At 44.3% G+C, this 22,426-nt stretch carries 16 protein-coding genes; 7 read left to right on the top strand and 9 right to left on the bottom strand.

The features are described from left to right. Positions 1-57 precede the first annotated feature (57 nt). The gene (locus tag AC27IJ_RS11630) at positions 58-2,094 is read left to right on the top strand and encodes a beta-galactosidase (RefSeq protein WP_487148932.1); all 2,037 of its coding nucleotides are present in this window, start codon (positions 58-60) and stop codon (positions 2,092-2,094) included. A 128-nt stretch (positions 2,095-2,222) separates the two neighbouring features. On the opposite strand, the gene AC27IJ_RS11625 is transcribed toward AC27IJ_RS11630, so the two are convergent. The 3 genes from AC27IJ_RS11625 to xdh form a co-directional block, all read right to left on the bottom strand. Then, positions 2,223-3,428 carry an FprA family A-type flavoprotein gene (locus AC27IJ_RS11625; protein WP_312442582.1) on the bottom strand — a complete coding sequence of 402 codons (1,206 nt, stop codon included), beginning with the start codon at positions 3,426-3,428 and terminating at the stop codon, positions 2,223-2,225. A 101-nt stretch (positions 3,429-3,529) separates the two neighbouring features. Further along, entirely contained in the window at positions 3,530-4,561 is a 1,032-nt protein-coding gene (locus tag AC27IJ_RS11620; RefSeq protein WP_312442584.1) for an XdhC family protein, read from the bottom strand. 87 nt (positions 4,562-4,648) lie between these two features. After that, positions 4,649-7,267, bottom strand: coding sequence for a selenium-dependent xanthine dehydrogenase (xdh, locus tag AC27IJ_RS11615; protein ID WP_312442586.1), 2,619 nt, complete (start codon positions 7,265-7,267; stop codon positions 4,649-4,651). A gap of 466 nt (positions 7,268-7,733) precedes the next feature. On the opposite strand from xdh, the gene AC27IJ_RS11610 reads away from it, so the two are divergent. The 4 genes from AC27IJ_RS11610 (at position 7,734) to AC27IJ_RS11595 (ending at position 11,188) form a co-directional block, all read left to right on the top strand. Further along, entirely contained in the window at positions 7,734-8,201 is a 468-nt protein-coding gene (locus tag AC27IJ_RS11610) for a 2-thiouracil desulfurase family protein (protein WP_312442588.1), read from the top strand. A 48-nt stretch (positions 8,202-8,249) separates the two neighbouring features. Then, entirely contained in the window at positions 8,250-8,831 is a 582-nt protein-coding gene (locus tag AC27IJ_RS11605) for a hydrolase (protein WP_312442589.1), read from the top strand. Positions 8,832-8,952: 121 nt separating this feature from the next. Further along, a complete protein-coding gene (locus AC27IJ_RS11600; protein ID WP_312442591.1) occupies positions 8,953-10,272 on the top strand; it encodes an aspartate kinase in 1,320 nt (439 codons plus the stop codon). A 178-nt stretch (positions 10,273-10,450) separates the two neighbouring features. Continuing rightward, positions 10,451-11,188 carry a MurR/RpiR family transcriptional regulator gene (locus tag AC27IJ_RS11595; protein WP_312442593.1) on the top strand — a complete coding sequence of 246 codons (738 nt, stop codon included), beginning with the start codon at positions 10,451-10,453 and terminating at the stop codon, positions 11,186-11,188. 59 nt (positions 11,189-11,247) lie between these two features. Here AC27IJ_RS11595 and AC27IJ_RS11590 read toward each other — a convergent pair whose 3' ends face one another. The 6 genes from AC27IJ_RS11590 to AC27IJ_RS11565 all read right to left on the bottom strand — a co-directional run bounded on the left by AC27IJ_RS11590 (position 11,248) and on the right by AC27IJ_RS11565 (position 19,356). Continuing rightward, the gene (locus tag AC27IJ_RS11590; RefSeq protein ID WP_487148927.1) at positions 11,248-12,867 is read right to left on the bottom strand and encodes a glycoside hydrolase family 13 protein; all 1,620 of its coding nucleotides are present in this window, start codon (positions 12,865-12,867) and stop codon (positions 11,248-11,250) included. A 16-nt stretch (positions 12,868-12,883) separates the two neighbouring features. Beyond that, positions 12,884-13,714: a carbohydrate ABC transporter permease gene (locus AC27IJ_RS11585; RefSeq protein ID WP_312500615.1), complete on the bottom strand. Its 831-nt coding sequence runs from the start codon at positions 13,712-13,714 to the stop codon at positions 12,884-12,886. Continuing rightward, positions 13,714-14,592: a carbohydrate ABC transporter permease gene (locus tag AC27IJ_RS11580; RefSeq protein WP_331655657.1), complete on the bottom strand. Its 879-nt coding sequence runs from the start codon at positions 14,590-14,592 to the stop codon at positions 13,714-13,716. The genes AC27IJ_RS11585 and AC27IJ_RS11580 overlap by 1 nt, the downstream gene beginning before the upstream one ends. A gap of 24 nt (positions 14,593-14,616) precedes the next feature. After that, entirely contained in the window at positions 14,617-15,894 is a 1,278-nt protein-coding gene (locus AC27IJ_RS11575) for an ABC transporter substrate-binding protein (RefSeq protein WP_312442599.1), read from the bottom strand. A 107-nt stretch (positions 15,895-16,001) separates the two neighbouring features. After that, positions 16,002-17,537, bottom strand: a complete 1,536-nt coding sequence (locus tag AC27IJ_RS11570; protein WP_312500617.1) for a response regulator — start codon at positions 17,535-17,537, stop codon at positions 16,002-16,004. A gap of 1 nt (position 17,538) precedes the next feature. Then, positions 17,539-19,356, bottom strand: a complete 1,818-nt coding sequence (locus AC27IJ_RS11565) for a sensor histidine kinase (protein WP_312500618.1) — start codon at positions 19,354-19,356, stop codon at positions 17,539-17,541. A gap of 210 nt (positions 19,357-19,566) precedes the next feature. Between AC27IJ_RS11565 and AC27IJ_RS11560 the strand changes: the two genes are divergently transcribed. Together AC27IJ_RS11560 and AC27IJ_RS11555 are read left to right on the top strand one after the other, a co-directional pair. Further along, positions 19,567-20,481, top strand: coding sequence for a helix-turn-helix transcriptional regulator (locus AC27IJ_RS11560; RefSeq protein WP_312500619.1), 915 nt, complete (start codon positions 19,567-19,569; stop codon positions 20,479-20,481). A gap of 86 nt (positions 20,482-20,567) precedes the next feature. Further along, complete coding sequence (locus AC27IJ_RS11555) at positions 20,568-22,232, top strand: glycoside hydrolase family 13 protein (protein ID WP_487148920.1); 1,665 nt, start codon at positions 20,568-20,570, stop codon at positions 22,230-22,232. The last annotated feature ends 194 nt before the right edge of the window (positions 22,233-22,426 follow it).

Here is a 22,426-nt window from a genome sequence, read left to right as displayed (position 1 = left end):
GGTTTCCGGATATGGAATCGGCTGCGGTATTTTTTTGAAGGAAAGGAGTAAGAAAATATGAAAAATCCTGTTATATGGCATGGAGGGGATTACAACCCGGAACAATGGCTTTATGAGCCTGAGATCCTTAAAAAGGATCTGGAATATATGAAAAAGGCCGGGATCAATATGGTTACCATGGGGATGTTTGCATGGTCCTTTTTGGAGCCGGAGGAAGGGGAATTTGATTTTTCCTGGCTAAAGGAACGGATGGACCGGCTGTATGAAAACGGAATCTTTACCATTCTTGGGACTCCATCCGGAGCCCGTCCCAAATGGATGGCAGACAAATATCCGGAGGTGCTGCGGGTAGATGACACAGGGCGGCGCCAGCGTTTCGGTGGACGTCATAACCATTGTTACACCTCCCCTGTATACAGGGAAAAGGTGAGGCTGATCAATGGAAGGCTGGCAAAGGAGTTTGGATCCCATCCAGGGGTTCTGCTTTGGCATCTTTCCAATGAATACGGCGGTGAATGCCACTGTCCGTTGTGCCAGGACGCGTTCCGGAAATGGCTGGAAAAGAGGTATGGCTCCATCAGCCGCTTAAACAGGAGCTGGTGCACGGCATTCTGGAGTCATGGCTACCAATCTTTTGACCAGGTGGAAAGCCCCTCAGCCATAGGAGAGAGCATCGTACATGGATTAAACCTGGACTGGAAGCGGTTTGTGACGGATCAGACTATGGATTTTGCCCGGTGGGAGGCCGCCTCTTTACGGGAAGGGGGAGCGGAACAGCCTGTTACCACCAATTTTATGTATGACTATAAGGGACTTAATTACCGGAAGCTTTCTCAGGCAGTGGACGTGGTTTCCTGGGACACCTATCCCCTGTGGCACAAAGAAAAGGAAATTCTTACGGCCAGGGACAACGGCATGCAGCATGATTTCATGAGAAGCTTAAAGAAGAAACCTTTTCTGCTCATGGAATCCTGTCCCAGCAGCACAAATTGGCAGGGAGTCAGTAAGCTTAAAAAGCCGGGCTTATTAAGGCTGGCCTCCTGGCAGGCCATTGCCCACGGATCGGACAGTGTCCTGTATTTCCAGATCCGCCAAAGCCCGGGAAGCTCTGAAAAATTCCACGGGGCTGTCATTGATCATTATGGAAAGACAGATACAAGAGTATTTGAGGAGGTCAGCCGCATAGGAGAAGAGCTTGCCCTTCTGGGGGAATTGGCCGGGACAGGAATACGTCCAAAAGCAGCCCTGATTTATGATGTGGAAAACCGTTGGGCAATGGAAGACGCCCAAGGTCCCAGAAATAAAGGGCTTTATTATCATGAGACCTGTGTAAAGGTCTACAGTGCTATAAAAAAGCTGGGATTTAATGTGGATGTGATCACCATGGAGGACAGCCTGGAGGATTACCGGCTTGTGGCGGCTCCCATGCTTTACTTATACCGCAGCAAAATTGAGGAGAAAATAGAACAGTTTGTCCGTAATGGGGGACAACTGGTAACTACCTATTGGACCGGAATTGTGGATGAATCAGACAGGTGCTTTCCAGGAGGCGTTCCCCATGGACTCCGGGAGGTGGCAGGGCTTCGCAGCGCGGAAATCGACGGTCTTTATGACTGGGAGAGTAATTATATGGTTCCTGCATCCGGGGAAAAAGGAGATCGGTATGAGTGCCGCCATCTCTGTGATCTGGTGAGGCTGGAAGGGGCAGAGGCTCTTATGGTATATGAAAATGATTTTTATAAGGGATTACCGGCCCTTACAAAAAATCACTATGGGAATGGAACTGCCTTTTATGTATGCGCTGATGCCGGGCAGGATTTTTATGATGATTTATTCTGGAAGGTGACTTGTGAAGCCGGAATCAAACCTCTTGTGGAAGGGATGATACCGGAAGCGCTTGAGGTGACTTCCAGGGAATCGGAACAGTATGAGTATTTGTTTTTGCAGAATTTCAGTCAAACACCCCTTGTGCTGGTACAGAAGCTTTTAGACTGCCTTTCACAGGGAACGGTTCTGCTTGGGGAGATTTCAGGGAAGGGCGAAATAGAATCATATGGGACGGTGATTATAAGAAGAGATCTGCACCGGAACTGAAGGTAAGTATTTTAACGGGGCAAAAATCCTGAAAACAGGCGCAGAAAATCATTATATAACTTCAAGGCAATAGAAAAAAGAGCAAGGTACCGGGCGGTTCTCTGCCATCTCCCTTGCTCTTACTTGTTTTATTTTATAATAGTTTCTGCAATGGCATTAGCCAAAGCACCGATTTCAGCCAGCTGGTCCTCTTTTACAGAGGATTTGATGGTAATGGTCTGATCCAGTATGTTCATATTTTTCATCTCTGAAATGATCTCAGTCATTTTTTTGCCTGCCATGACACCCCAGGAACCGTTTTCCATAAGGGCTACGGTGCGGTTTTGTACGTTATGGGCTTTCATGTCCAGAAGCAGGTGTTCCATGCTGCTGAAAATTCCTCCGTTATAGGTGGCCGAAGCGAATACCAGATGGCTGCAGCGGAATGCCTCTGATATGATCACAGACGGATGGGTGTTGGATACGTCATACATGACGATATTGCGGATGCCGCGTTCTGCCAGGCGGCATGCAAGAATGTTGGCGGCATTCTCCGTATTTCCGTAGATGGAACCATAGGCGATCATCACGGCATTTTCTTCCGGAGTATAGCTGCTCCACTTAATATACTTGTCCATATACCAGCAAATGTCGGAACGCCATACAGGTCCGTGAAGAGGACAAAGGATCTGGATGTCGAGACCGGCAATTTTCTTTAAAAGGGTCTGGGTAGACGGCCCGTATTTTCCTACAATATTGGAATAGTATCTTCTGGCTTCATCAAGCCATTCCCGTTCAAAATTCACTTCATCGGCAAATAAGTTACCGTTCATAGCGCCAAAGGTACCAAAGGCATCGGCTGAAAAAAGAACCTTGTCCGTCGTATCGTAGGTGACCATTACTTCCGGCCAGTGGACCATGGGAGCCATATAAAATGTAAAGGTATGTTTGCCGGAGCAGAAGGTATCCCCCTCTTTTACGATGACAGCTCTGGAATCAACGCCGAATTCGTAAAACTGGTTGATGATGGGGATTGTCTTGGCATTGCAGATTACCTTTACTTCCGGATATCTTATGACCATTTCCCCCAAGGTGGCACAGTGGTCCGGTTCCATATGGTTTACAATGATATAATCCAGATTCCGTCCGCCGAGAACTGCTTCCACATTTTCCAAAAACTGTCCGGTGATGGCCCTGTCAACGGTATCAAAAAGAACGGTTTTTTCATCTAGCAGGACATAGGAGTTATAGGAAATCCCTTTCGGAATGGGGTAGGCGTTTTCGAACAGGGCGAGACGGCGGTCACTTCCTCCAACCCAGAACAAGTCATCTTTAATAGTTTTTACACAATACATGGTGCAGCCTTCCTTTCTTTCGTTCGTTCTATTCCATCCTTTGAAGTATACTATATTTTCGGGAAAATGTCATTGTGTTTTTTAAAGGCCAATTTGTCCGGTCAGTTTATAACCGGCTCAATATATACTTCTACGATGCCTCCGCATACCATGCCTTCGTCCTCTGCGTTGCCCGGAGTCATGTCAACTTTCATTAAAACCGGCTTTTTATCCCTGGCAACCTCTCTTGCAGCGGAGCACACCTCTGACTCCACACAACCGCCTCCGATGGTACCGATGGTGCTCCCGTCAAGCATGACTACCATTTTTGATCCAACATCACGGGGAGCGGAGCCTTTTCTGGAAACAATGGTTACAAGGGATTTTGGCATATCAGACAACTCTGCTAAAGTTAGCCCGTCAAGGATTTCCTTTGGATAGCCAAAGCTTTTTTTGCTTTCGTTTTTTACCTGAATGATCTCAGCCATAATTGCCACGGCGATTTCCTCCGGGGTCTGGGCATTGATCTTTAGTCCGATGGGAGTGTAAACCTGGTCAAGCAGCTGTTTGCTGATTCCCTCTTCTTCTAGATAATCCTTTACAAGCTTTACCCTGACCCTGCTTCCAATCATGCCGATGTAGGCATTTTTTTTGCCTATGATCTGGGATAAACAGTCCTGGTCATACCGGTGCCCTCTGGTGACAATGATAAAGTAATGGCCTGTGCTTCCCTCTATTTCCTCTAAGGCTTCCCCAAAGGGCTTGCAAATAACGGTGTCAGCTCCCTCTTTTCTAGCGGTATTGGCAAAAGATAACCGGTCATCAATAACCGTAACGTGAAATCCCAGCATTTTTCCGATTCTGATGATGGGGATGGAAATATGACCGGCTCCGCACACCACCATGTACTTTTCCCCTGTTACAAATTCGCAGAACAAAGTGCTTTCCTGGGATTTAATGGTCTGGGTTTTGTCAATGTTCTTTAAATCCTCTGAAAAAGCATCGAAAGCTTTTTCATCTCCCTGCCTGCAGATAAATTCTCCATTCGACCAGAGGGCTTTGGCTCCGAGCCCCTTTCCTTCGATGATTGTAAGGTTAAATAAGCTGGTGTTTTTATCGGCATTTTTTAATTCTTCATAAAATCCTGTTATCATATGATTACTCCCTCTTGCTGACTCGTGCTTTTATAATAAAAAAGGGCGGTAATCATTCCGCCCTTTTTTGGGTATTCTGGTATCTTTTTATTTTGCAGGCTTTGGTTTACGGTAGAACGTATCGTCCAAAGGAAGTTTATATCGGAATACGCCATCCTTCTTGAAATAAGCATTCTGCAAAGCAGGTGCTCCCATAACGCATACGATCTCGCCCACACCTTTAGCTCCAAATGCTACATCAGATGGATTCTTTTCAATGAACCGTACGTCGACAGGAGGCATCTGAGGTGCTTTAAAGAGGCCTAAAGTACCTAACTTAGCCTGAGGAATGCCGTTCTTTAATGGGAAGTCCTCTGTCAGTCCATAACCAAGACCCATTGCAACACCGCCTTCCACCTGTCCTTCTGCGGCAAGAGGATTGATGGCTTTGCCTATGTCATGAGCTGCAATTACATTTACAACCTTACCTTCGTTGTCAAGAACAAAAAGCTGTGTTGCATATCCATAAGCAATATGGCTAACTGGATTTGGTTTGTCGCTGCCGATAGGATCTGTTTTAAAATCAAATTCGCCATAGTATTCTTTGCCTTCCAAATCATTTAAGGAAAGTCCTGCATCCAAATCCTCTTTTAATTTCATGGCGGCAATGTGGATTGCTTCTCCTGTAAATACGGTCTGGCGGGATGCGGTGGTGGTTCCGGAATCCGGTGTGTATTTTGTATCCGGATGTCCTACCTCTACTTTTTCCGGTGCTAGACCTGTGGTCTGACAGACCATCTGTAAGGTTATGGTCTGAAGTCCCTGGCCGATGGCAGCAGCGGAAGAGCCTGTAACAACCTTTCCGTCGCGTATTCTTAAGATGCAGCGGCCTACGTCTGCAAGGCCCACACCGATTCCTGCGTTCTTCATAGCAGATGCAATACCTACAAAATAATTGGGATCAGCTTCGTATTTTTCAAAATCTTCTTTTACTGCTTCCAGGGTCTCCACCATACCGGTTCCTTCATCGGCGATCTGCCCGTTAGGCAGGGACTGGCCAGGTCTGATGGCATTGCGGTAACGGATCTCCCAACCGGAAATTCCCACCTGCTCCGCTAACTGGTTGATCAAAGCTTCCGTTGACATACAGGACTGTGTTACGCCGAATCCGCGGAATGCGCCTGCAGGTGGATTGTTGGTATAATAAGCATCACCTTCGATGTCCACGTTCTGGTAATTATACGGTCCGCCCGCATGGGTACAGGCTCTTTGAAGTACCGGACCCCCCAAAGAAGCGTAGGCTCCCGTATCAGAGAGAAGTCTTGCCTTCATTCCCTGTATAATACCGTTTTCATCACAGCCGATCTTGCAGTAGATTTCCATGGCGTGACGCTTCGGATGATAATTAATGCTTTCCTGACGGGAGAAGGATACTTTAACAGGTCTCTTGGATAAGTAAGCACAAAGAGCAGCCTGATGCTGAACGCTCATATCTTCCTTTCCGCCGAAGCCGCCGCCGACATAAGCACTCTGAATTCTTACTTTCTCCATAGGAATGCCAAGATATGCACTTAATTCGTGATGTTCATCATAAATACCCTGTGCTCCGGTAATTACCTTAACTCCGTCACCGTCAGGGATACCAACAGCAGTTTCCGGTTCCATGAAAGCGTGCTCTGTTGGCGGAACGTAGAAGGTGCCTTCTGCGATATACTTGGAATTTGCAAGGGCTGTCTCCGCGTCACCACGTTTTACCTCTTCATGGTCAAGTAAGTTATTTACCGGAGTTCTGAATTTGCCAAAATGCATAAAGCCTTCGCCATGAACCTGGTGAGCGCCTGGAACCATGGCTTCCCTTGGGGAGCGGATTGGCTCTAATTCTTCACAATCTATTTCTACGGCTTTCACTGCCGCATTTGCTTGTTCTAACGTTTCAGCCACGACTATGGCAAGGGTGTCGCCGACGCATTTTGTGTCTTCGCCTACATCGATCATACCGGGCCAGTCATGTGCCAGATGGCCGATGTACCTATCCCCCGGTATGTCCTTTGCCGTATAGACAGCGACTACGCCGGGCATTGCAAGAGCCTTGCTGGTATCGATTCCGTTAATTTTAGCGTGTGCATATTTGGTGAACACGTTCTTTCCGTAAAGCATGCCTTCCAGATAATAGTCATCCGCATATTTGGCAGTACCCAGTGTTTTTGCCTCTGCATCCACGCGGCAGGTTCTTTCCCCAATTGCAGCGGTCTGCTTAAGTTCAGGAACCTCTAAATTTTCATTGAACATTTTTGCTGCAAGTAAAATACCGTCTTCTATTTTTGTGTAGCCTGTACAACGGCAGATATTTGTGCGGATCGCCTGCTTTACATCATCTCTGGTTGGATTGGGATTCTGGTCAATTAAGCATTTGCCGCTGATTACCATGCCCGGAATGCAAAAGCCGCACTGTACAGCTCCTGCCGCCGCAAAAGCATAGACAAAGACATCCCGTTCCCTCTGCGTAAACCCTTCTATGGTCTGAATCTTTTTGCCTTCCAGTTTGGACAATTTCTGTATGCAGGCGCGGATTGTTTTCCCATCCACAATTACCGTACATGTCCCGCAGGCACCTTCCTTACATCCGTTTTTAACGGAGGTGATACCAAGCCTGTTTCTAAGAAAATCCATTAATGTTAAATCTTCTTCTGACTGGTAATCGTTACCGTTGACATTTACTACATACATGACAATACCTCTCTCTCTAATAAACTTAGTTGGTAATATATAATCCCGCACATTTTTTTTCCAATACTATTTTATATAATTTTGTTAAAAAATGGCGTTTGTATTTCTGCTTCCACATACATTTTAACATATAAATGTTATAAAAACAATTCATATTCCATGAAAATATAAAAAATTTTTAGTTATATACAAAAAAAGTTAGAACACCCGCTATTTCGCATAAACAGGAGGTTTTACCCTCTTTACTTATAGAAAATATCTATAAATGAAGTAAAGAAACAAAGGTGATTTTTAGTGTTTTCTAACTATTTTTTTATATCCTGGTAAAATATTAAAAACTTTAAAATTATTGCAAATTTTGTCTCATATGTTATAATAAATAAAGACTAAAAAAGATGTCCTCTGGGCTTGCCTGGAGGATGTTTTTTTACACATATATGTGAACAATATATGGTGGAGGCGGAAAATGAGCGGGGAAAAAGAAAACATATTGGTGAGTGCCTGCCTGCTTGGAGTAAACTGCCGCTATGACGGCGGAAACGGCATGCAGGAGAGCCTCATCAAGCTTATGGAGAAATATAACTTCATACCTGTCTGTCCGGAGCAGCTTGGAGGTTTGGGAACACCCAGAGAGCCTGCGGAGCAGCTTGTTCGGGAAGAAACCGGGAATCATAAAGGGATCCGTGTGGCAGACCGGTCAGGAAAAGACGTGACGGACAGCTTTTTAAAGGGAGCAGAAGAAACCTTGAGGCTTGCCAGGCTTTACGGCTGTAAGCGGGCGATTTTAAAGGAGCGGAGTCCGTCATGCGGCCATGGGACCATTTACGATGGGACGTTTACAGGGACAAAAGCTCCGGGAGACGGCGTAACCGCAAGGCTTTTGGAAGAAAACGGAATCCTTGTATCAGGAGAAAGCAGCATAGGGTCCTTTTGAAGGAACCGATAGGCTTAAAATTTTATGGAATAGGAGAAAAGAGGAGCTATGAAAACAGCAATCACAAGACAACAGGCACTGGAGTTACTAAAGAAATATAATAAGGAACCGTTTCATCTGCTTCACGGTCTGACCGTGGAAGGGGTAATGCGCTGGTACGCAGGAGAAATGGGATTTGGGTCAGAGGAAGAATTCTGGGGAATCGCAGGACTTCTTCATGATGTGGATTTTGAACAATTCCCGGAGGAACACTGTACAAAGGCTCCGGAGCTTCTTTCAGAAATCGGTGCGGAGGAGGAGCTCATCCATGCCATATGCAGCCATGGGTACGGCATCTGTTCCCAGGTAAAGCCGGAGCATATGATGGAAAAGATCATGTTTGCGGCCGATGAACTGACCGGGCTTATCGGAGCGGCGGCCAGGATGCGCCCTTCTAAAAGCGTTATGGACTTAGAAGTCTCCAGCCTGAAGAAAAAATACAAGGACAAGCGGTTTGCGGCAGGCTGTTCCAGGGAAGTGATCGCATCAGGTGCAGAAAATCTGGGCTGGACTCTTGATGAACTGTTTGAAAAAACCATTCTGGCAATGCGCTCCTGCGAGGATAAGATCAACCGGGAGATGGAAGAGTAAGTTTATGCAAAAAAATGGAAAATTATGCATTAATTAAGAAAAATACTTGACAGCTGATAGCAATTAGGATATTATTTCCGTTAAATATGTAATAATAACCTGTATCAGAGGAGAAAAGCCCATGAAAAAAGTTGTGAAATTCGGAGGAAGCTCTTTAGCCAGCGCAAAGCAGTTTAAAAAGGTTGGCGACATCATCCGCGGGGACAAGAGCAGACGGTTTGTGGTGCCATCCGCACCAGGCAAACGAAATGATAAGGATGAAAAGGTGACTGATTTGTTATACCAGTGCTATGATGGGGCAGCAGATGGGAAAAGCTATAAGAAGATTCTGGAAAAAATCAAGGAACGTTATATGGAGATCATTGACGGACTTGATCTGAATCTGAATCTGGATCATGAGTTTGAAACCATTGAAGAAAATTTCCTTAAAAAGGCAGGGCGTGATTATGCGGCTTCCAGAGGAGAGTACTTAAATGGAATGGTGATGGCGGAATACTTAGGCTACGAATTCATTGACGCGGCTGAAGTGATTTTCTTTGATGCAGACGGTAGTTTTAATGCGGAGCTTACCAATACGGAGCTTGGAGAGCGCCTGGAACATGTGGAGAGGGCTGTGATCCCGGGCTTTTACGGATCAAAGCAGGACGGAACTATAAAGACCTTTTCCAGAGGCGGTTCCGATATAACAGGCTCCATTGTTGCAAAGGCCATTCATGCGGATATGTATGAAAACTGGACGGATGTTTCCGGTTTCCTGGTGGCAGATCCCAGGATCATCAAGAATCCTGAGGTCATCGAGACCATTACATACCGGGAGTTAAGAGAGCTTGCCTATATGGGAGCCAGTGTCCTTCATGAGGATGCTATTTTCCCGGTGAGAAAAGAAGGAATCCCCATCAACATCCGGAACACCAATAAGCCTGATGACATAGGAACTATGATCGTGGAGAGCACCTGCAGGAAGCCTCATTATACCATTACGGGAATTGCGGGTAAGAGGGGCTTTTGCTCCATTAACATTGAAAAGGCCATGATGAATGCTGAAGTCGGTTTTGGGAGAAAGGTGCTGGAGGTATTTGAAAAGTACGGCATTTCCTTTGAGCATATGCCGTCGGGAATCGATACCATGACTGTTTTTGTCCATCAGTCAGAATTTGAAGATTATGAGCAGTCTGTCATTGCAGGGATCCACAGGGCGGTAGAACCAGATTTTCTTGAGATGGAATCAGACCTTGCGCTGGTCGCTGTGGTAGGCCGGGGCATGAAGGCAACCAGAGGGACTGCCGGAAGAATCTTTTCGGCCCTTGCCCATTCCAGGGTAAACGTAAAAATGATTGACCAGGGGTCCAGTGAACTCAACATTATCATAGGCGTAAAGAACGCGGATTTTGAGGAAGCGATCAAGGCAATTTATGATATATTTATCACGACAGAGGTCTAAGACAGAAAGACAGGCTGAAAGGAAGTACCTGACAGCCTGTCTTTTTTCTTGTTCGCCTGAAGTGTATAGCTTGTGGCAGAGGTGTTGTCTGTGGTCACCGATTGATGGACCAGTGGAATGAATGATATTGACAGCAGGGGATATCATAAAACGGAAGGGAATAAGGTGAGCGGACGATATGAAATTTGATGTTTATAAACTGGCGGATAAATACAAGCTGACAGATACGGAAACCCAGATATTGAATTATATTCTGGAAAACAATCAACAGGTACTTCATATGGCAGTACGTGAAGTTGCAAACCAAAATTTTGTATCTGCTGCAACGATCATTAAATTATCAAAAAAGATGGGATATACCGGATATACCGATATGATATACCGTCTTAATTTCATGATTACAAGTCACAGGAAAAATAAAGAAAGGCTGTCGGATATTACCAGCTTTATCAACGATATACCAGATGAATTGCTAAATGATTTTATGAGCCAGTTAAAAAAACACAGAAATGATATTATTTTGGTATCTGCAACCGGATTTTCCTCCCCATTGGCGGAATATATGGAGCGTAAGCTTTTGGTAACCGGTTTCCGGGTTATTAAGACCAATGCCTATGCAGTATATGATAAGAACCGTCTTGGTGCATCTTTGGTTATCGTGGTTTCCAAGAGCGGAGAAACAGATACCATTGCAAAGCTTGTTGACTATGCAAATGAAAATCAGGTGGATATCGTTTCATTTACAGGAGAACAGAGCAATTATATTGGACGTACGTCTACAGTCAATATTCCGATTCTGGATGACAAGACGCTGGATGACCGGAATCTGCAGTCCAATTATTTTTATGCAAGGGTGATTGTGGTATTTGAATATTTAATGAGCCAGGTATTAGAAGAACTAAATGAGTGCCAGTAAAAGATACCCATGGCTGATAAAAAAATGAAGAGAGCTGTTTCCGGCTCTCTTCATTTCAATTACCTGATCAGATACATTCTGGCTTCATACGGCCTAAGCACATCTGTAAGGCCTTCATCCGTATAAGAGCTGATTAACTGCTTTTTTTCATGGTCAAGCTCTTTAGGCAGCTGCAAATTAACTGTTTTATCGTAAAAGTTACATATTACAAGCAAAGTAGTTTCTTCCAGCGTACGGGTATAGGCAAATAGATCGGGATCCTCCGGCATCAGAAGCCGGTATTTCCCATCTACGAATACGTCGTAGGTTTTTCTTAACCCAATCAGCTTCTGGTAGTGGCAAAAAATAGAGTTTTCATCTGCCATTGCGGCCTCTGCATTAATTTCCGGATAGTTTGGATTCACCTTAATCCAGGGGATTCCTTCCGTAAATCCAGCTTCCCTGCTTTTATTCCACTGCATCGGTGTTCTCGCATTATCCCGGCCTTTTGCATAGATAGACTCCATGACGTCCGCTTCTTTATATCCGGCTCCGGTTCTTTCCCTGTATATATTTAAAGTTTCGATATCCCGGTAGTCTTTTATATCATATCTTACATTGGTCATCCCAAGTTCTTCGCCTTGGTAGATATAGGGGGTGCCTTGCATTCCATGAAGGAGAATTGCCAGCATTTTGGCAGATTCTATTCGATATTCGTTATCATTTCCCCAGCGGGATACAATTCTCGGCAGATCATGGTTGTTCCAGAACAGGCTGTTCCAGCCTTTGCAGCAAAGAGATTCCTGCCAGGTGGATAAGGCACGCTTTAATTCCAGGAATGGGAGAGGGGCTAAGTCCCATTTTTCTCCACCCTTTTTATGGTCAAGGCAGATATGCTCAAACTGGAATACCATGGAAAGCTCACTGCCATCCGGATTGCTGTAAAGCATGGCATTTTCTGGATTTGCACTCCATGCTTCCCCTACAGTGACTAAATCTCCCTTCTGAAAGGTCTCCCTGCTTAATTCCTGTATTAATTTATGGAGCTTTGGCCCATCTGCCGTGATCATCCGGTCAGGATCCTTGGCAACTAAATCGATGACATCCAGCCGGAATCCGCCGACTCCTTTCTCCATCCACCAAAGGATCATATCCCGGATCTCCAGGCGTACCTTTGGGTTATCCCAGTTTAAATCCGGCTGTTTCACTGAAAACTGATGGAAATAGTATTGCCCAAGTTCGGGAACCCACTCCCAGGCCGAGCCTCCAAAAGCGGCTCTTAATCCATTTGGAGCAGTTCCTTCCACACCATCCCTCCACACATAATAATCATGATAGGGGTTATCCTTACTTTTTTTCGCCTCTGTAAACCATGGATGCTCATCGGAAGAATGGTTTAAAACAAGGTCCATGATAATCCGGATCCCACGGCTTCCTGCTTTTTCAATCAGTTCTTCCATGTCTTCTAAATTCCCGAACATTGGATCAATATCCTGATAATTGGATATATCATAACCATTGTCATCCTGTGGGGAACAATAGACTGGGGAGAGCCAGAGAGCATCTGCCCCAAGTTCTTTCAAATAATCAAGTCTGGAGATAATCCCTTGTAGGTCTCCGATCCCATCCCCGTTGCTGTCTTGAAAGCTTCTGGGGTAAATCTGATATATAACCGCTTGTTTCCACCATTTTCTGTCCATTTTCTTCTTCCTTCCGTTAAGCTTTTACAGAACCGCTTGTAACTCCTGCGATGATCCATTTCTGACAAAAAACATATACAGCTAAAACTGGCAGCAGTACCATTAAATACGAGGCAAAGGCAAGATTATACTGTGTAGAGAACTGGCCTTTAAACACATACTGGGCCAACTGCAAAGTTTGCTGGCTTGCATCGCTTAACAAGACCAGGGGCATCAGGAAGTCATTCCAGGTCCACATAAAGGACAGGATTGCCACCGTTGCGCTCATGGGCTTAAGAAGCGGAAATATAATGCGCCAAAAGGTCTGGAACGTATCCGCCCCATCGATCCTCGCCGCCTCCTCTAATGCCACAGGCAGGGATTTGATATGTCCCGAATAAAGAAATGTATTCATGGGAAGTCCGAATATAATATAAATTAATGTGATCCCATAGATGTTATCCAAATGAAAAGAGGAGGCCTGTTTTACCAGGGGAAGCATAATCACATTAAAAGGGATAAACATGGCGCTGACAAAATAATAATACATGAGATTGAAAAATCTGCTTTTATCCTTATTCCGTATAATGGCATAAGCCGCCATGGAATTGGTCAGGATGGTAAACACCAGATTGATGCTTGTGATAAAAAATGTATTAAGGAACTTCCTGGGATAGCCGGTAAGCTCCCATGCCATGGAAAAATTCTCTAAGTGCAGGGAAGTCGGAAGTGCCAGTATATGTTCCATATCTGACGGTGACTTTAAGGCAATTACCACAGTAATATAAAGGGGGCCCAGGATAACGAAAACAGCGATTACTGACAGAAGGATTGTCAGGAGCCAATTGGTCTTTTCTTTCTCTTTCATCAGTTTATTTTCGCCTCCCTTTTTTCTAAGATCTTCAGCTGGAATACGGAAATTGATGCCACGACCAAAAATAAAATAACGGCATTGGCTGACTGGTAAGCAAACTGTCCGCCGTCAAATCCTCTCTTATAAATCAACATGGAGATCGTAGTGGTCGCGGTTCCGGGTCCTCCTCCTGTCATTGCCATAATCTGGTCAAATGCCATAAGAAAACTCTTAACACTTAATACCATATTGATGGTGAAAAAAGGAGCAATCAGTGGGAAGGTGATCTTGATAAACCGCTGGAGGCCAACGGCACCGTCAACGGATGCCGCGTCATAGATATCCTTATCCACCGTCTGAAGGCCGGAGAGATATATCATGGTGTTAAAGGCCATGGATTGCCAGACAGTAACGAACAAAACCCCCAGCCATGCTTTGCTGGTACCAAGGATATTTACGCTCAGCCCATCGATGCCCGCCGATTTTCCAAATCCCGGAATAATATTGCCAAAGATAAAATTAAATACAAAACCGATAATCAGCGTTCCCAGCATATATGGCAGGAAATACAGCGCCTTTAAGAAATTCTTTCCCAGAATTTTTCCATTGAGCCCGCATGCCAGCGCCAGACTTAAAACGTTGACAAGGACAGTGGCGGAAAGCGCAAACTGAAAGGTAAAGCCATAGGCCTGCTTTATGGAAGGATCCTTAAAAAACTGCAGGAAATTTTTAAACCCGATAAATTCCCAGTTCCCATAGCCTTTCCAGTTCGTAAAGCTGTAAAAGATACCCTTTAGAAAGGGAACCGTATGGAGTAAAAAGAATAGTGCTGCCATGGGAACCACCATAAGGTAGAACGCTGGACTGATGTGGTTATTTCTATGTTTTTTCAATGCGTTATCCTCCTTTTACCAGGCTTAACGGGTATTGAGGATATCATATTGTTCATCACATTTTTTCAGTATTGCAGCTATGTTCTCGTTTTCATCCATACCATTTGTCTTGTTTAAGAAAAATTCGGATAAAATAGAGGACAGATTATAACCGTTGGGATAATAATGGTCTACAAAATCCGTAACCTTTCCATCTGCGATATCCTTTGCCAGGCCGGCCACCGAAGCATCCTTCTGTACAACGCCTTCCACCGGAGAAAATGCAAACTGCTCGTTTATGTAAAGCTGACTGTTTTCCGGTTCCAGCATAAATGCCACAAAACGTTTGGCAGCTTCCGGGTTTTTGCATTGGTTTGTCACCATAAGCATGACATCGATACCGGATACAACCTTGTTTTTACTCTTATCGTTGGTTGCCGGATAAGCAAACATATCAAGATTGATGGATTCATTGGTTTTTTTGATTTCAGGTACGGTCCACACGCCGTTAATCAACATTGCGGCTTCGCCACTTGCAAAGCTGCGGTTGCCGTCATCATAGGAAGTTCCCATAAAATCTGTCTGGGCATAATTCACCAGCTTGCTGTACTTTTCCAAAACTTCTTCATGGGTGCCGAGGAAGGTGGCTGTTCCTTCTTTCTTTGCCTCTAAAAACCCTTCTGGCTGTGTTGCCGGTGCCAGGGAGTTCCATGATGGAAGGATGGTCCAGTTATCCTTAAAGCTTAACTCAAAGGGTTGGATGCCTGCTGCGGTCAGCTTTTCGCATACCTCAATTAACTCATCCCAAGTCTCAGGAATCGTTACACCTGCTTTCTGAAACAGATCAACATTATAGATAATACCGGAAGCATTGGAAGCAAATGGGATGCCGTATGCCTTTTCCGCCTTATCCCCATTGATATCATAGACCATCTGCATATAAGAATCGTTTATGGTCTTTAAAACCTCCTGGTCACTTAAATCCAATAAGATCCCTGCTTCCGTAAGTTCCGTATAGATGTTATCACCGCCATAGGCTATGATATCCGGCAAATCATCCTTGGTCATCCTGGTTTTTAATACAGTTCCCGCATCTGCCGGGGAATTTAAGGTAACCTGTACATCGGTATTCTGTTTGTTGAATTTGTCCACGAGTTTTTGCATGGTGGATACATTTTCCATTTTTGAAGAGAAAAACTCCAGGTGTGCAACTCCGGAATCGGAACTCTTGCCTGAGGTTTTGCCTGCTTCACTGCATCCTGCAGCCAACATCGCTGCTAAGGAGCAGGTCAAACCTACTGCCAACATTTTTTTCATTTTCATATACTTCATCCTCGCCCTTTCTGTTTCCTGTTATTTGGTAATTCCATTATACAAAACAAAACGTGGCCGCCTATATAAGGTATCTGAGATGTTTCGTAAAACATTTTTTACCTTTTTTCTTCCTGGGCGCGATATTGCTCGGGGGTCATTTGATAAAGGCGTCTGAAGGTGTGGATAAAATAGGAGGTATCATTATAGCCTACATAATCGGCGATTTCGCTTATCTTAAAAACCGTATTTTTTAAAAGCTCTTTTGCCCGTTCCATGCGGTAGGTGATTAAGTATTTGGAAAAATTCATCCCTGTTTCTGATTTAAACAGTCGGCTTAAATAACTGGAATTCATAAAATACTTATGGGCAGCCAGTTCATTTAAGGAAATCTCGTAACGGAAGTTTAAGGATACGTAATTCTTGATCTCCTCGATGATGCTTCCTTTTTCCACCTGGGAGCCGCAGGTGTTTTCCAGAATTTTAAACATATACCGCTCAAGCTCCTGCATGGTCCGGAACTGATATAGATCTGATTTGAAGGAAAACAAAAGATACCGGTTTACCTCTTCTGATTCAGAAGAAGCCTCCCTGCTGCAATAGGCTCTGCTGATTACAGAAAAAATCTGCATGATACCGCTGTATAAGGAATATACATTCCAACCTCCCACCGTACATTTTTCAAAAAACTGACGGAGAGCAGCCTCTGCCTGCTGGTAGCTTCCCTTCATCACACTTTCGTAAATCGACAGTTCTTCCTGCTGTGTTAAGATCTGTTCCATGGAAAGCTCCGGTTCATATTCAAACACTCTGGTCTTTTCATCAAGCAGTCTTCCGTTGATGGCATAAACGCAGTCCCGGTAAGCGTCTCCAAGCAGTTCTTCCCCTTTGTAGATCCTGCTTATCCCGCAGGTAATTTCTAATTCCCTATGGGGCAGTTCCTGCTTTATCCGGCGGAAAAGCTTTTGGTCCCACAGCACCTCCTGACCGTCAAACTTCATGGCAATCACCTCGTCCGGCTGCTGGAAATAAAAGACCTGGATATTGCCGTGATCTGATGCGGATTCTAAGAACTCTGCCAGCCTCTTTGCCTCCTCACGGCTCATACGCTGTTTCCCTTGTAATAAGAGCATCTGGTAGAAGCGTTCCTTTAGCTGTCCGCCGCACAGATCACGGAAGGTATCCATCAATGCCCGGTTTGCCAGAATGCCGGAGATATTCACATATTGGAGGGATTCCTGCAAAAGCCTCCGGTCCACCTGCTTCTCAAGCTGCATTCTCTTTTCTTCTCTGGTTTTTGTAATATCCCATATGGCCTTTTCCAGTTCTTCGGGTTTTACCGGTTTGGTAAGGTAATACCGGACCCCATACTTCATCGCTTCCTTGGCGTAGTTAAAATCCGAATAGCCGCTTACGATAACTACATCCGTTGCCGGGCAGTTTGCTTCCACATATTTTGCAAGGGACAGCCCGTCCATTTCCGGCATGCGGATATCGGTTATCACAAGATCTGCGTCCTTGCCGGCAAGATAATCAGCCGCCTGTTTCCCGGTTTCGGCTTCCAGACATACGGTGATATCCATATCAATATTAGTTAAAAGCTTAACGAGCATTTTTTTTGCGTAATATTCATCTTCCGCAATGATGACCTTCATTCTACCCCTCCTTATTTCGCTTTATCCGCATGTGAATGCAGGTAAAGCTTCCGTACCGGCTTTCCACCACAATTCCGCAATCTTCTCCATAAAAGTTTTTAAGCCTAGCATTTACATTGGCTAATCCGATGCCTGCTCCATCCTCTCCCAACAGGGTGTTGGTTTTTGTATTACATAATGCATGGTTTAATTCATCCACCTTCTCTTTTGGCATACCGCACCCGTCATCGTACACGGAGATCAAAAGGTAATCTTCCGAATCCGGTGATACGGAAATCTTTAAATAGTCCTGGTCCCGTTTTACCTTAAACGCATGCTGTATGGAGTTTTCCACAATGGGCTGCAGGATGAATTTAATAACCCCATTATTTTCGTATTCCCCGGGGATATCATACTTCACGGCAAAGCGCCCGGGGAACCGGATGGACTGGATGCGGATATAGTTCTTTAGCTGAACCACTTCATCCTTAACTGTTACAAAATCAGTCCCTTTTATGTTATAGCGGAACATATCCGACAGACTTTCTGTAATTGCAGGGATTTCTTCAATTTCTTCCAGCCTGGCAATGGCTGTAACCGTGTTCAGCGCGTTATAAAGAAAATGGGGATTGATCTGGAACTGAAGCATCTTAAGCTCTGTCTGCTTTTGATTGATCTGCATAATATACAGTTTGGTAATGCTGTCATTGATCCTCTTTCCCATTTCATTATAGATTTCAATTAAGTTGCCGATTTCATCTTCCCTGGGCTCTAATCCTGTTAAAAGCTTTACTTCTCCCTGCCTTGCCTGGTTCATGGTTTCTGCCAGAGCTTTAATCGGCCGGCTGACCTGTTTGGATAATATGAAGCTTAAGATCCCGGCTGCAGTCAGGATAAGCATCACCCATGCCATGACATTTAACATACTTTCCATACTGGTGTTAATCAGCAGATGCTTTGGGATATACTGCACCAGATACCAGCCGGTGGATTCATTTTTTAAAACAGCGGCAATGCAGAGAGTACCATTTAGATAAAGCTCCCCTGCTCCCTTTCCGGAGGCCTCAATCTGCTCCAGATGAGGAAAGTCTTCCTGCTTTTCCTTTTCTGAAAGGTCGGTCTCCAGATTGATGCAGGCGTTTCTGGAATTATAGATGACCTGGTTTTCGTATACAATAGCAAAGGAAGATGCTAGACCGTCGGCTGCATCTGTGGAATTAAAATCTTTTGCAATGGATCCAAAATCCAAGTCTGCCAGAAGGTATCCATAGGTTTTATACTCACCGATATCCGATAGCTGGTGGTATACCGTTAACAGGGAATAACCGGTATTCCCTATTTTTTGGGGATAAGGGATTGTATAATACTTCTGGCTCTTTGTTTTCCAATCGACACTTTCGATGGTATTCCATGCGTTTTCTATATAATCTTCTGATATATTGTTTATGCTGCAATAAGTGTCTCCGGCAGATGTCAGGATGGTTATTCTTTGGACATGGGGATTGATGACCGTGAGCATTTTAAGAACGGTCTGCATATAATAGTCTCTTTCATAACGGTCTTTGGGGGACATATTACTGGATTTTTCATGGAGTATGACATTGATCTTGGGATCGATTAAATGCAGAAGATTTAAGGAGCTGTTATTTCCCATGGCAATATCTAAGTTCATGTTTTTCTGCTGGTTAGACTGTTTCATGTATTCAATGTTGTAGGTAAGGGCAGAAGAGACCCCTTGAATATAGCAGATGGCAAAAATAACCACGGTAAACAGCAGTAAGAGCAAATAGGTAAGCAGTATTTTGGATTGAAAAGATAATCTGCGGAATCGTCTGATCATAGTATTCCTCCTGGTATTAGGCTTGGGTTATGTTACTAAGTGTACTATAAACATAACCTCTTGACCAGTACGCTTTTGCTTGAATCCCTTTCCCTCCCTGTGTTATGATACACGTAAAATACCGTATGTTTAACCGAACAGGCAGCGAAGCGGATCGCGAATATCCGCCTGACTAAAAGGCATAAAAGCGGCCGGGAAATGAGGATAATCATGAATCCAGAGACAAAATCCAAATTAAAAGAGGGACGTCCCCATGGTACCAGTTCTTTTCCCTGTGGAATCTACCGGACACAATCAGCGCAAAAGGGCATTTTAGTAAAGCATCACTGGCATGAGGAAATTGAAATGATCCACTTCCTTAAGGGGCATTTTCGCTTATTAGTCAACATGGAGTCCTATGAAATTAAGGATGAATGTATTTTTTTTATCAATCCTGGGGAGCTTCATGGAATCATCAGTGAATCCAAAAGCTTAAAAGAGGAGCATGCCATCGTGTTCCAGCCGGGGCTTTTAAGCTTTGACGCTTATGACTCCGCTCAGATGTACTTAATCAATCCACTGAAAAACAATGAGCTTTCCTTTCCCAGATGCCTTCATCCAGATCATCCGTCTTATGCTTCTATCCTGGATTGTTTTACGAATGTGACTGATTCCTTTGGAGGAGAGGAGGGCTTAGAGCAGCAGGAAGACGTTTTTGAAGCTGTTATCTCCCAGCTCCAGATCAAAGCTTCGCTTCTTAAAATGCTTGCCACTTTGTTCCAATTCCACCTATATTCCGATTCTCACCGCAACACGGATACGCGGGTAGAACTGATCAAAGCCTCCATTACCTTTATCAGGAACCATTACAGGGAAAAGATTTATATCCGTGATCTTGCTTCCCTTGCCAATATGAATGAACAGTACTTCTGCCGTTTTTTTAAAAAGGCCCTTGGCAGGACTCCCACTGAATACATCAATGATTACCGGATCCGGAAGGCAATCACTTTGCTGGAAACCACTGACCTCCCGGTCATGAACATATGCCTGGATTCCGGTTTTTTTAACCTTGGAAATTTTTTGAAAATATTCCGAAGGTATACCGGCACGACTCCCTTACAATATCGGAAAGAAAAGTCAAAATAGTGAATTTTTTAATCATAGAAGTGTAAGACAAATCTTGTTATGAGAGGTAGAATAAGGCTACTACTGAAAAGAGAGGTTGACATACGATGACTAAGAAATGGTGGCATGATAAAACAGCTTATCAGATTTATCCAAAGAGTTTTCTGGATTCCAATGGGGACGGCATTGGAGACTTAAAGGGGATCATCCGTAAATTGGATTATTTGAAAGACTTAGGTGTGGATATCCTATGGCTTTCCCCGATTTACGTTTCCCCTTTTGCCGATCAGGGATATGACATTGCCGATTATTACAACATAGACCCCAGGTTCGGGACCATGGAGGATATGGAGGAACTCATTGAAAAAGCGAAAGAACGAGAGATGTATATCGTCATGGATCTGGTAGTCAACCATTGCTCCGACGAGCATGAATGGTTTAAAAAGGCGTGCGCCGATCCGGATGGCGAATATGGAAACTACTTTTATATCCGTGAGAAAAAAGACGGTAAATCACCTACCAACTGGCGTTCTTACTTTGGGAATTCTGTATGGAGCGATATTCCCGGTACCAATAAGCAGTATCTCCACTCGTTCCATAAAAAACAGCCGGATTTAAACTGGGAAAATGAAGCAGTCCGGGAGGAAGTCTATAAAAATATCAATTGGTGGCTGGATAAAGGATTGGGCGGTTTCCGAATCGATGCAATCATTAATATAAAAAAGGCCCTTCCCTTACAGGATTATGAACCGGACCGGGCAGATGGTTTATGCAGTATCCAGGAAATGCTGTCCAATGCCAATGGAGTAGGTGAGTTTTTAGGCGAAATGCGGGACCGCTGCTTTACACCTCATGATGCCTTTACCGTTGGAGAGGTCTTTGATGAAAAGCCGGAAGAATTAGAATTCTTCATCGGTGAAAATGGTTACTTTTCCAGTAAATTTGATTTTAATGAAACCATATTCGGTGGAAGTGAAAAGGGCTGGTATGATGCCAAAGCGATTACTCCGGAAGATTATAAGCATTGCTGCTTTGCCGCCCAAAGGCATGTGGGTACTACCGGATTTTTATCCAACATCATTGAAAACCATGATGAGCCAAGAGGGGTCAGCCATTACCTTCCGGAAGGAGAATGCAGCCTGGAAGCCAAAAAGATGCTTGGCGGCATAAACTTTATGCTCCGGGGAATCCCCTTTATTTATCAGGGACAGGAAATCGGGATGGAGAATACTGTCTTTTCCGGCATTGATGAAGTGGATGATATTGCCACCCTTGACCAGTACCAGACCGCCCTGGAGGCGGGACACTCACCGGAAGAGGCACTGGCCATTGTAAGCCGCTACAGCAGGGATAATGCAAGAACTCCCATGCAGTGGGATGCATCGGCCAATTCAGGCTTTACAAAAGGCACTCCCTGGCTGAAGGTGAACCCTAATTATAGGGATATCAATGTGGCTGACCAGATGACTCATGATCATTCGGTTTTCATGTTCTATAAAAAGCTGATCCAGTTAAGGAAACACCCCAGATGGAAAGAAACCATAATCTATGGAACCTTAGAACCTGTTCTTGAGGATAAAAAGAATATTATGGCTTACTGCCGAAAAGGGCCAAAAACACTCCTTATCATTGGAAATTTTCAAAAAGACGCACAGGAAGTTCCTCTTCCCCTGATGCCAAAGACAGTTTTGATCAATAACTATCAGGAAGTATCTTATGACGAGACCATGATTCATTTAAAAGGCTGGCAGTTCCTTGTAATGGAAGTTTAACAGGAATAAGTGATGTAAAATAGGATAGCGTTGACACTCATTTCGTAATAAGAATCGAGTATCAACGCTTTTTCATGTCTCTTTCATGATCTGGCATTAAAATATACAAGGAACAGAAGTAAATATGTTCACTATATGGTCAACATGTTGTGAATAATACAGAATATATTTTGATTTGTATTCAAGTATGATAA

It is taken from the genome of Lacrimispora sp. YZC11 (assembly GCF_057543815.1).
Note: the sequence above shows the minus strand (reverse complement) of the source record. Positions and strands in the feature narration are given on the sequence as shown.

Excerpts from the sequence above, each read along its gene's own strand:
- AC27IJ_RS11555 (WP_487148920.1), top strand. The coding sequence starts at position 20,568 with ATGACTAAGAAATGGTGGCATGATAAAACAGCTTATCAGATTTATCCA.
- AC27IJ_RS11610 (WP_312442588.1), top strand. The coding sequence starts at position 7,734 with ATGAGCGGGGAAAAAGAAAACATATTGGTGAGTGCCTGCCTGCTTGGA.
- AC27IJ_RS11630 (WP_487148932.1), top strand. The coding sequence starts at position 58 with ATGAAAAATCCTGTTATATGGCATGGAGGGGATTACAACCCGGAACAA.
- AC27IJ_RS11570 (WP_312500617.1), bottom strand. The coding sequence starts at position 17,537 with ATGAAGGTCATCATTGCGGAAGATGAATATTACGCAAAAAAAATGCTC.
- AC27IJ_RS11605 (WP_312442589.1), top strand. The coding sequence starts at position 8,250 with ATGAAAACAGCAATCACAAGACAACAGGCACTGGAGTTACTAAAGAAA.
- AC27IJ_RS11590 (WP_487148927.1), bottom strand. The coding sequence starts at position 12,867 with ATGGACAGAAAATGGTGGAAACAAGCGGTTATATATCAGATTTACCCC.
- AC27IJ_RS11595 (WP_312442593.1), top strand. The coding sequence starts at position 10,451 with ATGAAATTTGATGTTTATAAACTGGCGGATAAATACAAGCTGACAGAT.
- AC27IJ_RS11600 (WP_312442591.1), top strand. The coding sequence starts at position 8,953 with ATGAAAAAAGTTGTGAAATTCGGAGGAAGCTCTTTAGCCAGCGCAAAG.
- AC27IJ_RS11625 (WP_312442582.1), bottom strand. The coding sequence starts at position 3,428 with ATGTATTGTGTAAAAACTATTAAAGATGACTTGTTCTGGGTTGGAGGA.
- AC27IJ_RS11575 (WP_312442599.1), bottom strand. The coding sequence starts at position 15,894 with ATGAAAATGAAAAAAATGTTGGCAGTAGGTTTGACCTGCTCCTTAGCA.
- AC27IJ_RS11565 (WP_312500618.1), bottom strand. The coding sequence starts at position 19,356 with ATGATCAGACGATTCCGCAGATTATCTTTTCAATCCAAAATACTGCTT.
- AC27IJ_RS11585 (WP_312500615.1), bottom strand. The coding sequence starts at position 13,714 with ATGAAAGAGAAAGAAAAGACCAATTGGCTCCTGACAATCCTTCTGTCA.
- AC27IJ_RS11560 (WP_312500619.1), top strand. The coding sequence starts at position 19,567 with ATGAATCCAGAGACAAAATCCAAATTAAAAGAGGGACGTCCCCATGGT.
- xdh (WP_312442586.1), bottom strand. The coding sequence starts at position 7,267 with ATGTATGTAGTAAATGTCAACGGTAACGATTACCAGTCAGAAGAAGAT.
- AC27IJ_RS11620 (WP_312442584.1), bottom strand. The coding sequence starts at position 4,561 with ATGATAACAGGATTTTATGAAGAATTAAAAAATGCCGATAAAAACACC.